The 12,272-nt window shown below is 69.0% G+C and carries 16 protein-coding genes and 1 pseudogene; 13 read left to right on the top strand and 4 right to left on the bottom strand.

Features of this window, described 5'->3' with window-relative positions; all coding sequences use genetic code 11:
• Positions 1-63 precede the first annotated feature (63 nt).
• The 4 genes from VEA62_RS03975 to VEA62_RS03990 form a co-directional block, all read right to left on the bottom strand.
• Positions 64-816 (bottom strand): ABC transporter permease, encoded by a 753-nt coding sequence (locus tag VEA62_RS03975; protein WP_324818701.1) that lies wholly within the window; start codon positions 814-816, stop codon positions 64-66.
• Positions 813-1,619, bottom strand: coding sequence for an ABC transporter ATP-binding protein (locus tag VEA62_RS03980; RefSeq protein ID WP_414641811.1), 807 nt, complete (start codon positions 1,617-1,619; stop codon positions 813-815). Before VEA62_RS03980 ends, VEA62_RS03975 begins: the two co-directional genes overlap by 4 nt.
• Entirely contained in the window at positions 1,612-2,652 is a 1,041-nt protein-coding gene (locus VEA62_RS03985) for an ABC transporter substrate-binding protein (protein ID WP_324818704.1), read from the bottom strand. Before VEA62_RS03985 ends, VEA62_RS03980 begins: the two co-directional genes overlap by 8 nt.
• Positions 2,653-3,264: 612 nt before the next feature.
• The gene (locus tag VEA62_RS03990; protein ID WP_324818707.1) at positions 3,265-5,094 is read right to left on the bottom strand and encodes an ABC-F family ATP-binding cassette domain-containing protein; all 1,830 of its coding nucleotides are present in this window, start codon (positions 5,092-5,094) and stop codon (positions 3,265-3,267) included.
• 37 nt (positions 5,095-5,131) lie between these two features.
• On the opposite strand from VEA62_RS03990, the gene VEA62_RS03995 reads away from it, so the two are divergent.
• From VEA62_RS03995 to VEA62_RS04055, 13 genes and pseudogenes are all read left to right on the top strand, one after another.
• Positions 5,132-5,620, top strand: a complete 489-nt coding sequence (locus VEA62_RS03995) for a YcgN family cysteine cluster protein (RefSeq protein ID WP_324818710.1) — start codon at positions 5,132-5,134, stop codon at positions 5,618-5,620.
• Positions 5,621-5,912: 292 nt separating this feature from the next.
• Positions 5,913-7,073, top strand: a complete 1,161-nt coding sequence (locus tag VEA62_RS04000) for a phage portal protein (RefSeq protein ID WP_324818713.1) — start codon at positions 5,913-5,915, stop codon at positions 7,071-7,073.
• Positions 7,073-7,297, top strand: coding sequence for a hypothetical protein (locus VEA62_RS04005; RefSeq protein ID WP_324818715.1), 225 nt, complete (start codon positions 7,073-7,075; stop codon positions 7,295-7,297). Before VEA62_RS04000 ends, VEA62_RS04005 begins: the two co-directional genes overlap by 1 nt.
• A gap of 20 nt (positions 7,298-7,317) precedes the next feature.
• Positions 7,318-7,737 (top strand): annotated as a pseudogene (locus VEA62_RS04010) (HK97 family phage prohead protease); the annotation flags it as partial.
• Positions 7,738-7,862: 125 nt separating this feature from the next.
• The gene (locus VEA62_RS04015; protein WP_324818718.1) at positions 7,863-9,107 is read left to right on the top strand and encodes a phage major capsid protein; all 1,245 of its coding nucleotides are present in this window, start codon (positions 7,863-7,865) and stop codon (positions 9,105-9,107) included.
• Positions 9,108-9,246: 139 nt separating this feature from the next.
• Complete coding sequence (locus VEA62_RS04020) at positions 9,247-9,513, top strand: head-tail connector protein (RefSeq protein WP_324818721.1); 267 nt, start codon at positions 9,247-9,249, stop codon at positions 9,511-9,513.
• Positions 9,510-9,803, top strand: a complete 294-nt coding sequence (locus VEA62_RS04025) for a head-tail adaptor protein (RefSeq protein WP_324818723.1) — start codon at positions 9,510-9,512, stop codon at positions 9,801-9,803. Before VEA62_RS04020 ends, VEA62_RS04025 begins: the two co-directional genes overlap by 4 nt.
• Positions 9,800-10,204: a DUF3168 domain-containing protein gene (locus VEA62_RS04030; protein WP_324818726.1), complete on the top strand. Its 405-nt coding sequence runs from the start codon at positions 9,800-9,802 to the stop codon at positions 10,202-10,204. The genes VEA62_RS04025 and VEA62_RS04030 overlap by 4 nt, the downstream gene beginning before the upstream one ends.
• A 2-nt stretch (positions 10,205-10,206) precedes the next feature.
• Positions 10,207-10,617 (top strand): phage major tail protein, TP901-1 family, encoded by a 411-nt coding sequence (locus VEA62_RS04035; RefSeq protein ID WP_324818728.1) that lies wholly within the window; start codon positions 10,207-10,209, stop codon positions 10,615-10,617.
• Positions 10,617-10,910, top strand: a complete 294-nt coding sequence (locus VEA62_RS04040) for a GTA-gp10 family protein (RefSeq protein WP_324818731.1) — start codon at positions 10,617-10,619, stop codon at positions 10,908-10,910. Before VEA62_RS04035 ends, VEA62_RS04040 begins: the two co-directional genes overlap by 1 nt.
• Before the next feature lie 17 nt (positions 10,911-10,927).
• Positions 10,928-11,083, top strand: coding sequence for a phage tail assembly chaperone (locus VEA62_RS04045; RefSeq protein ID WP_324818734.1), 156 nt, complete (start codon positions 10,928-10,930; stop codon positions 11,081-11,083).
• Complete coding sequence (locus tag VEA62_RS04050; RefSeq protein ID WP_324818737.1) at positions 11,076-11,603, top strand: phage tail tape measure C-terminal domain-containing protein; 528 nt, start codon at positions 11,076-11,078, stop codon at positions 11,601-11,603. The genes VEA62_RS04045 and VEA62_RS04050 overlap by 8 nt, the downstream gene beginning before the upstream one ends.
• 36 nt (positions 11,604-11,639) lie before the next feature.
• Positions 11,640-12,269: a DUF2460 domain-containing protein gene (locus tag VEA62_RS04055; protein WP_324818740.1), complete on the top strand. Its 630-nt coding sequence runs from the start codon at positions 11,640-11,642 to the stop codon at positions 12,267-12,269.
• The last annotated feature ends 3 nt before the right edge of the window (positions 12,270-12,272 follow it).

Here is a 12,272-nt window from a genome sequence, read left to right on the forward strand (position 1 = left end):
CACGGGAACTGGAGCGCGACGGTAGCCGTGCGGGGCTTAACCCGCCGCTAACGCGGCGCCCGTTCAGGCCAGCCGCCGGCGTACGGCGCCTTCCAGCGCTCCGACCGCGGCGTGCAGGCCCAGGCCCATGAACATCAGGCAGGCGAGGGCGGCGAGCATGTCGGCTGTACGCAGGCGATTGCCGGCCTCGAGCAGTCGCCAGGCCAGACCCTGCGTCGCCCCGGAACCGGAGACGAACTCGGCCACCACGGCGCCGATGATCGACAGGCCGGCGGCGACCCTCAGGCCTTCGAGGATGAAGGGCAGCGCCGTGGGCAGACGCAGACGGATCAGCCGCTGGATTGGCGAGGCGCCGTAGAGGTCGAACAGCCGTTCGAGGTCCGGGTCGGCGGACTTCAGGCCGGTGAGGACACCCGAGAACAGCGGGAAGAAGGCCACGGCGGCTGCGAGGGCGACGACGGCCCGGTCGGCATGGTCGAGGCCCGCCCAGATCAGCACCAGCGGGGCGATCGCCACCACCGGGGTGACCTGCAGGGCCACAGCGAGCGGCCGGACGGCCCGTTCGGTAGTCTGGTCCAGAGACACCGCCAGGGCCAGGCCTCCGCCAAGCACAAAGGCGGCGAACAGCGCCTGGAAGGCCATCCAGAAGGTGGCGAGGGCGGACGACAGCAGCAGCGGGGCGCGCTGGACCAAGGCCAGGCCGACGGCGCTCGGCGGCGGGAGCAGGTAGACCGGGACGTTCAGGGCGCGGCAGGCGATTTCCCAGCCGACGAGCAGAACCGCGACAAGGAGCAGGGACGGAAGCAGGCGGCTCATGCCGAGGAGCCGCTCTCAGCGGGGAGGAGCGCCATGGAGCGAGCCAGTGCAGCCGCCAGCTTCTCGACCGCCGTACGATAACCGGGGTCGGCTCGCCATCCCTCGGGCCTGGGCAGCGCCCCGGGAGACGCGAGTTCCTCGACCACGTCTCCGGTCGCAGCGTCGAGGACCACGGCCCTGTGGGCCAGATAGACCGCCTCCTCCACGTCGTGGGTTACGAAGACGATGGCGGGACGCGGCGACCGCTGGGCCCAGAGGCGGTGCAGGTCTTCGATGAGGCGCCGCCGCGTAACGCTGTCCAGGGCGGCGAACGGTTCGTCGAGCAGAAGAAGGTCGGGTTCGGTGACGAGCGCCCGGGCGAGCGACACCCGCATCGCCATGCCTCCGGACAGCTGGCGCGGACGGGCCGACAGGCGGTCGCCGAGGCCGACGGCATCAAGCGCGGCAGCGGCGCGGGTCCGGGCTTCGGCGCGGGGAATGCCTGCCAGTTCCAGGGGCAGGGCGACATTGGCGAGGACGCTGGCCCAGCTCATCAGGGTCGGGGCCTGGAAGACGAAACTGGTCGTCGCGCCGGGGGTGCGGGCGACGGCGCCGGACGCGGGTGTCTGTTCCAGGCCGGCGAGGAGCCGGAGCATCGTCGACTTGCCGGCGCCCGATGCGCCGACAAGAGCCAGTATCTCGCCGGGATGAACGATCAGGTCGAGCGGCCCCAGCGGCCGCCGGCCGGGAAAGGCGATCACCACTCCGGACAGGTAGGCGGCGTACTCCGGTCCAGAGTCGTCGGCGCCGCGCAGCCTAGCCACGGCCGGGCAGGTACTGGGTCGTGAAGGCCTGACGCCAGTCGAGGCCGGCCGGATAGACGCCCGCCTGGGACGTCACCTCGAAGAAGGCCTGCCAGCGTTCGGACGTCATGGCGCCCAGACCGTAGAGGGCGGCGTCGCCGCCATCGACGATGCCGTGCGCCTTCAGCTTGGCCCGCGCCTGGTCGAGGATGTCCTGGGTCATGTCCGGGTTGTCGCGCCGGATGAGGGCGTCGGCGGCCTTGCCGTCGCCCTGGATGTAGTCGCGCCAGCCCTCCGCCGAGGCGGCGATGAAACTGCGCAGGGCGCGGGCGTTGTCGCGGGCGAAGGCGTTGGGGGCCAGCACCATGGTCGCATAGGAGGGATAGCCCTCGTCGGCCAGCAGGAAGACCCTGGGCGTGAAGCCGGCCTCCTTCTCGATCGTGTAGGGCTCGCTGGTCAGATAGCCCTGCTGCACAGCCCGTTCATCGGCCAGGAAGGGGGCGAGATTGAACGTATATTTGCGGACCTGATCATCGGTGAAGCCGTATCGGGCCTTCAGCCAGACCCAGAAGGCGTTGATCGAGGCGTCGGCCAGCAGGATGGGTCGGCCGCGCAGGTCGGCGATGGAGTTCAGCGCCGGATCCGGATGCGCGATCAGGACCTGCGGGTCCTTCTGGAAGAAGGCGGCGACCGCTTTCACCGGCGCGCCCTCGGCGACAAGGTTCATCGGGATGAAGCTGTTGGAGCCCATGCCGAGCTCGACGGCCCCCGAAGCCAGCAGTTGCGGCACGTTGACCGACGGGCCGCCCTGGATGATCTGCACGTTGAGGCCGCGCTTCTCGTAGGCGCCGGAGGCCAGCGCCTGGTAGAAGCCGCCGTGCTCGGCCTGGGCGCGCCAGTCGGTGGCGAAGCGGAGCCGGACCCGACCGTCGTCGTCGACGGGAGCTTCGGAGCGCCCGCAGGCGGCCAGCGCCGTCGTTACCGCCAACGCCCCTGCGCCCGCGATAAGGGTGCGGCGGTCAGGCGACGATGGACGATTCCCGCGACGGTTCATGGCCTTGGTTTACGGCTCAGGCCGAGGGAAGGAAAGGGAGGGTTTTGGGGCGCGTCAACGGCCAAGCGGGCGCCAGAATTGAGCGAGGGGACGAAGATCCCCGCAAGCGGTTCTCCTCGTCCCCTCGCCAAGTCCGGGTTGGACTTGGCCATTGAGGTTCAGAACCCTGGCCTCAGCATCAGCGAGGCGAACCCCGGTGATGGTCGGCTGTATTCTGTCGCGCTCCTGGTCTCCGGCGTTCCACGAGGTCGAGCCCCGCGCCGTCCATCGATCCCGATCCGGTTCCTTCAGGGTCTTCCGGGGCCGAAGCCTTCGAAGAGCCCTTTGGGCCTTGATCCTGCCCCCCGCTCGTTAAGGTCCGAAAACCCCCCGGTAGCATCAGGTCAGAGAGCCGGGCCGGTCCGCTTTGAGCCCCGGGTCTCCCCGGATTTCCGCGCCGCCGTGTCCCTCGGCCTGTTGACGTTCGCGCCAAATCGGTTAGACGGCAAGCGCCCGAATCCGGCCGGCTGTGCGGAACCGCCCCGGCCCCGGTGGATAACCCTGTGCATATCTGTGGGCGGACTGAATTCGCGTCAGCGGATCAGGTATTTGCGTTTTCCACAGAAAGCCGACTTAAGCGCCCAGAGACTCGCGTTTCGCCTCCAATTCCAGCCATTCCTCCTCAGCGGCGGCGAGCAGGGCGCGGGCCCGGTCTGCGTTGGCGGTGGCGCGGTCGAAGGCCTTGCGGTCCCGGGTGTAGAGATCGGGATCCGCCAAGGTCGCCTCGTGGCGGGTGATGTCAGCGGGGAGGGTGGCGAGCAGTCCCTCGAGCTCTTTCAGGCGGTGGGTGTCCTTGAAGGACATCTTCGCCGGCTTTTTCGGCGTGGGAGGTGGAACGGACGCCGGCGCCGGCATCGTCTCGGCGCGGCGAGCCGCCTCCTTGTCCTGCGGGCGGGGATTGGCGCCGGGCTGCAGGAAGCCCGGGTTCTGGCGGATGAAGTCGGTCCAACCACCCGGGGTTTCGACGATGTCGCCTCGGCCGTTCATGGCGATCGTCGAGGTGGCGAGCCGATCGACGAAATCGCGGTCGTGGCTGACCAGGATAAGGGTGCCGTCGTAGGACTCGAGCAACTCCTCAAGCTTGTCGAGGGTGTCCATATCGAGGTCGTTCGTCGGCTCGTCGAGGACCAGCATGTTGGCGGGCTTGGCAAGCGCTCGCGCCAGCAGGAGGCGGTTGCGCTCGCCGCCCGAGAGGGTGGAGATCGGCTGGCGCAGCTGACCTTCCTGGAACAGGAAGTCCTTGGCGTAGGCGGCGACGTGTTTCGACACGCCCCGGACAAGGACGGAGTCGCCGCCGCCGGGCGTGAGGGCGTCCCACAGCGTCGTGTCGCTGCGCAGGCCCTCGCGGGACTGGTCGAGATAGACCGGGTCAAGATTGGCGCCGAGACGGACCGTGCCGCTGTCGGGCTCGAGCTCGCCGAGCAGGATCTTCACCAGCGTGGTCTTGCCCGCGCCGTTCGGCCCGACGATCGCCAGGCGGTCGCCGCGGATGACGCGGGTCGTGAAGGGCTTGATGACCGTGCGCTCGCCGAAGGACTTGGTGACGCCCTTCAACTCCGCGACCAGCTTGCCGGACGTCACGCCGGAATCCACGCCGAGGTTGAGTTCTCGAGGAACGTCCTTGAGCCGTTCGGCGCGGTCGGCTCGCAGGGCATCCAGGGACCGGGCCCGGCCCTCGTTACGGGTGCGGCGGGCGGTGATGGAGCGGTAGAAGGTCTCGGTCTCGCGCTCGATCGTCTTCGTCAGCCGTTGCAGGGACTGGGCTTCTTCTTCCTGGACCTTTGCGGCCCATTCGTCGAAGGCCGCGAAGCCCTTGTTGAGGGTGCGGACGCGGCGGCCCTCCAGCCAGTGGCACGACTGTGTGACGCGGTTCAGGAAGGCCCGGTCGTGGCTGACGACCAGCACGGAGAAGCGGGCGCTGAGCAGCTCGTTCTCGAGCAGTTCGATGGCGAGGATATCGAGGTGGTTGGTCGGCTCGTCGAGCAGGAGGAGGTCGGGCTCTTCGGCGAAGGCCTTGGCGAGGGCCGCGCGGCGGATCTCGCCGCCAGAGAGGTTCACGGCAGGCTTGGCGGGATCGAGGCCGAAGGTCGTTAGCCACGCCTCGGCGGTCCAGGGCTGGGCGTCGCCGGAGACGGCATAGTCGAGGAGGGTGTCGCCAGTGATGACAGGTTCCTGCGGCACATAGGCGAATCGAACTCCGGCCTGGACCGAGCGCTCGCCCGCGTCCGGCTCGATCAGACCCATGACCAGCTTCATCAGGGTCGACTTGCCAGCGCCGTTCCGGCCGACGAGGGCGGCGCGGGTGCGCGGCTCGACGGCGATGTCGACGCCATCGAACAGCGGCCGCGGTCCATCCTGCAGACGGACGTCCTTGAGGGCGACGAGAGGGGGACGAGCAGCCATGGGTGCTTTCGGACGGAAGGCGGAGTATGGGGAGCGCGTGGATGTAGAGCGTACCGACCCGGCGACCAAGCCCTTCTGGCAGACCAAGCGTCTGGAGCAGATGACCCGCGAGGAATGGGAGAGCCTGTGCGACGGCTGCGGCCTGTGTTGCCTCGTGCGGTTCGAGGACGAGGACACGGGTGAGGTCGTGCCCACGCGGGTGCACTGCAAGCTGTTCGATCCGGTGCGCTGCACCTGTTCCGACTATACCAATCGGCGTGAGCATGTGCCCGACTGCATCAAACTGACGCCCTGGAATATCGAGGCGCTGGAGTGGATGCCCAAGTCCTGCGCCTATCGCAGGATCCACGAAGGACGACCGCTGGCGAAATGGCACCCGCTGGTGTCGGGAGATCCCGAGAGCGTGCATGAGGCCGGCGTGTCGGTGCGCGGGCAGACGGTGTCGGAGCTGGTGCTGAACGATCCGGAAGACGCCCTGGACTTCGAGGCCCCGGAATGGGTCGCCGAGCGCGGCGGCGAGGGCTGACTGCGATTTGGGGGCCGCTGTAGCAGCGGGCGGCGGCGCGGAATGGCGCGACCGTCCCTGAGGATGACGCTGTGCTTACTATTCTGGAATCTATAGTCGGGTTCGAGGAAAAATGGTTAGCCCTATCAGCCACATAGAGAATTCTCGAGACAATCTTCCATCCTGAGAACGCTGGCGGCGCATACTGTGGGAACGTCGGAGAAACAGGTGGCCCCCCGTTGAACGGGCGGCGGAACGCCTGATCCGGCCCTGACCGGGCGCCGCAAGGGGTCCGACTGATCCGGAGATCACCATGCTGAACTGGCGGCGACCCTTCGGGGGGCGACGGAGCGTTGTCGCGCCCGAGACCAAGGATAGTCGGGTCGGTCCGCTGATCGCCCTGACCAGCGCGGGACGGCCGCGATGGACGCCGAGGGACTATGCAAGCCTCGCGAACGAGGGGTTCGCTCGCAACGCGGTGGCCTATCGATGCGTGCGGATGGTGGCCGAGGCGGCGGCGTCGACCCCGCTGAGCGTATTCATCGACGGGGAGAGGCGCGACGATCATCCGCTCGCCAGGCTGCTCGCCCAGCCTAATCCGGAGCAGTCGGGCACGGAATTTCTCGAGGCGCTTTACGGCGGGCTGCAGACGGCGGGCAACGCCTATGCCGAGGCGGTGGGTGACGAAGTACCCCAGGAGCTTTGGGTGCTGCGGCCGGATCGGGTGAAGGTGGTGCCGGGTCGCGCCGGCTGGCCCGAGGCCTACGAATACTCCGTCGACGGCCGGTCGCTGCGGATCGGGCGTCAGGCCGACGGCTGGATGCCGGTGATGCAGCTGAAGCTGTTCCATCCGACAGACGATCACTACGGCTTTTCGCCGCTTGAGGCGGCCGCGTCGGCGATCGACGTGCACAACGCCTCGGGCGCCTGGAACAAGGCGCTGCTGGACAATGCGGCGCGTCCTAGCGGGGCGCTGGTCTATGGCGCGCAGGACGGCGAGCGGCTGACGGCGGAGCAGTTCGAGGCCCTGCGGGCGCAGATCAACGAAAGCCACTCGGGGACACTGAACGCCGGCCGGCCGATGATCCTGGAAGGCGGGTTGGACTGGAAGCCGATGAGCTGGACGCCCGCCGACATGGATTTCATCGCGGGCAAGCACGCGGCGGCGCGCGAGATCGCGCTCGCCTTCGGCGTGGCGCCGCAACTGCTGGGGATTCCGGGAGACGCGACCTACTCCAACTATCGCGAGGCGAATGGCGCCTTCTGGCGGGGCACGGTGGCGCCTCTGACGAGGAAGACAGCGGCAGCGCTGACCGGATGGCTGGGCTCGCGGTTCCCGGGCGCGAGGATCGAGGCGGACCTCGATGCCGTGCCGGCGCTGCAGCCGGAGCGCGACGCCCTGTGGGCGCGACTGGAAGCCGCCAGCTTCCTGACCGACGAGGAACGGCGGCGCATGGCTGGAGTAGGTGTGTGATGGATATGCGGAAGATCCCGGTCGCGGTGATCGCGGCGCTGGCGGTGCAGACAGCCGGGGCGCTGGTCTGGGCTGGCGGCGCGGCGGCGCGGATCGCCACCCTGGAGGACCGGGTCGGCGAGCATCGTCAGGTGGCCGAGCGGCTCGCGCGGCTGGAGGAGCAGAGCAAGGCCACCCGGGCCGCGGTGGAGCGGATGGAAATCCGGTTGGAGCGCGGCGAATGAGCATGACGAGTTCGGATCCGATGGTGGCTGCAAACGTCGGCGCGTCCGAACTGGCGATCGAGGGCTACGCCTCCCTTTGGGGCGTGGCCGACCTGAACGGGGATGTCGTCGCGAGAGGCGCCTTCGCGACCAGCCTGGCAGCGGCGGGAGCGCGCGGGGTTCGGATGCTGCACCAGCACGAAGGCCGGGCGCCGGTCGGCGTCTGGGACGAGATGCGCGAGGACGACCGCGGCCTGTGGGTGCGCGGGCGGATCATGGACTGGTCGGCCGAGGCCCGCTTCGCCCGGGCGCTGGCCCGCGCCGGTGCACTGGACGGCCTGTCGATCGGGTTCCGGAGCCAGCGGGCGCGTCGCGAGGGGCGGCTGCGGGTGCTGGTGGAAGTGGACCTGTGGGAGGTTTCGCTGGTGACCTTTCCGATGCTGCCGGGTGCGAGATTCCGGCCGGCAATCGGGTCCAGGCCGGTGGGGCCCCGAGGCGGCCGTCTCGGCAGGACGAAGCTTTCTTCGGGCGCGGACGACGCCCCCATCCCAACCGCACATCGCGGTTCCTGAAAACCGGAGACACCATGAAAGAGACCAAGACGGCCTCGGGCACCCCCGAGGCGCGCGCCGCCATGCACGAAATGATGGCGGCGTTCGAGGCGTTCAAAGGGGCCAACGACGCCCGGCTGGACGAGATCGAGCGCAAGGCGTCGGCCGATACGCTGCTGGAAGAGAAGGTGGCGCGGATCGACCAGGCCGTGAGCAGCGCCCAGGCGCGGCTCGACCGGGTGGTCAGCGAGGGGCGGCGCCCGGAGCTTGGCGTCACCGGCCCCTCCACCGCCTTGCGATCTCCCTCCCCTTTCCATGGGGAGGAGAAGAGCGCGTTCGACGGCTATCTGAAGACGGGCCAATCGTTTGGCCTGGAGCTGAAGGCGGGGCTGTCGACCGCGTCCAACTCGGCCGGCTATGTGGTGCCGGAGCAGACCGAGCGGGCGATCGAGCGGCGGCTGATGGCCGGTTCGCCCATGCGCGAGATCGCCAGCGTGCGCACGGTTGGCGCCGGGGTGTTCAGGAAGCCGGTGTCAACCGCCGGTCTGGCCGCGGGCTGGGTCGCCGAGACGGCGGCGCGACCGGAGACGGACCCGGCGACGCTGGCGCTGCTGGAGTTCCCGTCGGCCGACCTGTACGCCAGTCCGGCGGCCACCCAGAGCCTGCTGGATGACGCGCTCATCGACCTGGACGAATGGCTGGCGTCGGAGGTCGAGGACGCCTTCGCCGCGCAGGAGACGAGCGCCTTCGTGAGCGGCGACGGCGTTAACAAGCCGAAGGGGTTCCTGAGCTACGACATCGTCGCCGAGGCGAGCCATGAGTGGGGCAAGATCGGCTATGTGGCTTCGGGTGCGGCGGGGGCGTTCTCGTCTTCCAGTCCGACCGACCGGCTGATCGACCTGGTCTATGCGCCGAAGGCCCGATATCGGCCGAACGGCCGCTTCGTGATGAACCGCAGGACGGTCTCGGCGGTACGCAAGTTCAAGGACAGCGACGGCGCCTACGTGTGGCAGCCGGCGCAGCGGCCGGGGGAGACCGCCAGCCTGCTGGGCTATGCAGTGACCGAGATCGAAACCATGCCTGATGTGGCGGCCAACGCGGCCGCTATTGCGTTCGGGGACTTCCAGCGCGGTTATCTGATCGTCGATCGCGCCGGCGTCCGGGTGCTGCGGGATCCGTATTCCGCCAAGCCGTATGTGCTGTTCTACACCACCAAGCGGGTCGGCGGCGGGGTGCAGAATTTCGACGCCATCAAGGTGATGAAGTTCGCGGCGACCTAGTCGCGGAGGTCAGTAGGCGAGCGGCGACAGGGTCGTCGCTCGCCCGACTTCGGCCGAAACTGGCGATCGCTGATGAGACGCGCGGGTCCTGAATCCTCCGTCCCGCGATCTCCGCCCCATCGAGAAAAGCGAGATCCAGATGACCGCACCGGTGTCTCTCACCGAGGCGAAGCTGTTCCTGCGCGTCGAGCACGACGCCGAGGACGAGCTGATCCAGACCCTGATCAACGCCGCCCAGGCGAGGGTCGAGGGCGACGTTGGCCTGGCGCTGACCTCGACTTCGCCGGCGCCGTTGCGGCTGGCGACCCTGATGCTGACCCTGCGCGCCTATGAGCGGGGTGACAGCGAGATGTCGATCCAACCGGTCGAGGCCTGGATCGCGCCGTATCGCGTGGTGCGGTTGTGAGGGTGCTGGCCGGCCTGTTCGAAGGCGTGGAGAGCGAGACGCCCTATGGCGGACGGGCGGTGAGCTGGGAGCCGGTCGGCTCCGCTTGGCTGAAGCTGGGTCCGCGGCGACGGCGTGAGAAGAGCGAGCCCGGCGGTGCGCGGATCGTTGAGACCCTGACGGCTGAAGCCCGGGCCGACACGAGCCTGAGCCCGGAGCGGGTGCTGAGATTCAGCGGCGCCGACTGGCGAATCCGGTCGACCGAGACAGTGGGCGGACAGGCGATCCTGACTCTGGAGCGGACGACATGAGCCATGAACTGGCTTTGCAGAAGGCGCTTATCGCGCACCTGGCCGCAGACCCTGCCTTGTGCGCCCTGCTGGGGGAACCGGCGCGCATCTGGGATGCGGCCCCCGACAAACCTGCCTTTCCGCACCTGCTGATCGGACCGTCCGAAAGCCGGCCGGTCAGCGCCGACGGGGGCGGGGTGGAGCATGCGTTGACCCTGACCGTCGTGTCGCGGTTCCGCGGCACGGAGGAAGCCAAGGCGACGCTGGCGGCGCTGCGGGTGAAGCTGACGGACGCCTCGCTTGCGGCGGACGGCGTGCGCACCATCAGCCTGAGGCTGACATTCGCGGACGTCTATCCGGCAGCCGACGGGCTGAGAACATTCGCGGTGCTGCGTGTGCGCGCCGTCACCGAGGAGGACTGAAGATGGCGGCGCAACGCGGCAAGGACATCCTGTTGAAGATCGAGGGCGCTCCGGGCGTCTTCACGACGGTGGCGGGGCTTAGGGCCCGGACGCTGTCTCTGAACGCGCGAACGGTGGACACCACCGACGGGGACAGCGCCGGACGCTGGCGGGAACTGCTGGGCGGCGCGGGCGTGAAGTCGGCGGCCGTCGCGGGGCAGGGCATCTTTCGCGATGCAGCCTCGGATGCGCTGATCCGGGAGGCGTTCTTCGACCAGGCGGCGCGGACCTGGCGTTTGGTCGTGCCAGACTTCGGCTTGCTGGAGGGCCCCTTTCTGGTGTCGGCCCTCGAATACGCCGGCGAGCACGAGGGCGAGGCGACGTTCGCGATCAGCCTCGCCAGCGCGGGCGAGCTAATATTCGGAGCGGCGTGATGTCGGCCAATGGTGCGAGAGGCGAAGTCTTAGCGATGCTTGCCGGGGCCGAGCGGCGGCTGTGCCTGACGCTAGGCGCCTTGGCGCAGATGGAGACGGCGATGGGCTGCGACGGGCTGGTCTCGCTCGCGGAACGGATGCGGTCCCTCTCGGCCCGCGACCTGACTACGGTTCTCACGGCGCTGCTCAGGGGTGGGGGCGAGGACGCTTTGGCGAATGGACTGGCCCAGGCGGCGATTGATCCGCGCGAGGCAGCGGAGGCTGTGGCCAAGACGTTCGCGGCGGCCACTTGAAGACGCCCTGGGGGGCGATGCTGCGCGCCGCCGGTCATTTGGGCGTACGCCCCGGGGCCTTCTGGCGACTGTCGTTGAAGGAATGGCGGATGCTGACGGAAACCTCCCCGGCGGGAGAGCCGATGCGGCGCAGCGAATTCGAGCGAATGGCGGAGGCGTGGCCCGATGACTGACGAGCCTGGACGAGACGGCGTGGACTCCTTGCCCCGCCGGGCGGCCGAAGCGGCCGCGGCGCTGGAAGGCCTCAGGGAGCCCGCCGAGAGAGCGGCGGCGTCGATCGAAAACGCCTTCGACCGGGCGGGCGCCAGCCTGACGCGGTCGCTGGCGCGGGCCGCGGCCGACGGAGAGGTCTCCCTGGCCGAACTGGCCCGCAGCGTCCTCGCAGCGATCAATACGGCCGCCGGCGGAGGGGCGGGAGGCCTGTCGAGCGCGATCGCACAGGCCGCCGGATCGATGTTCTCGGGCGCACGCGCGGACGGCGGTGCGGTCTCGGCGGGAGGAGCGTACCTGGTCGGCGAACGCGGACCGGAACTGTTCCGACCGGCAGGTTCCGGCATGATCGACCCGACGGGCGGCGGGAACGTGACAGTGAACGTAAGCGTCGACGGCGGGGCGGAGTCCCTTCTGAGATCGGAGGCGCAGATCGCCCAGGCGCTGGCCCGGGCGGTCTCTTTGGGAGCGCGCCGGCTCTAGGCCCGCCCGGGTCAAAACACCCCAGGAGATGATGTCATGGCCTTTCACGAGGTGAGGCTGCCCGTGCGCCTGGCGTTCGGATCGACGGGCGGGGTCGAACGGCGGACGGAGATCGTGACGCTTGGTTCCGGCTTCGAGCGGCGTTCCACGCCGTGGGCGCAGGGACGCAGGCGCTATCTGATCGGGGCGAGCCTGAAGTCGCTGGACGACATGGCGACTTTGACCGCCTTCTTTGAAGCGCGGTTCGGGCGGCTGTACGGCTTCCGCTTCAGGGATTTCGCCGACTTCAAATCCTGCGCGCCGAGCGGAGCGATCACGCATCTCGACCAGAGTCTCGGCGTCGGCGACGGAGCGCGCACCTCCTTCGAATTGAGCAAGCGGTACGGCGAAGGCGAAGAGACAGTGACGCGCCGGATCCACAAGCCGGTCGCGGGCACCGTGAAGGTCGGGGTGGACGCCGTCGAACTGGATGCCGGCGCCTTCGAGGTCGGTCCGGCGACAGGGTTGGTCACCCTCGTCACGCCGCCTCCCGCCGCGGCCCTCGTCACAGCGGGATTCGAGTTCGATGTGCCGGTCCGCTTCGACGCCGACAGGGTCGATGTGACGCTGGAAAGTTTCGCGGCTGGGCGGATGGCGGCCGTGCCCCTGATCGAGGTGAGGGTCTGAAGC

This window comes from Brevundimonas sp., from assembly GCF_035627475.1.
Classification (GTDB): Bacteria; Pseudomonadota; Alphaproteobacteria; order Caulobacterales; family Caulobacteraceae; genus Brevundimonas.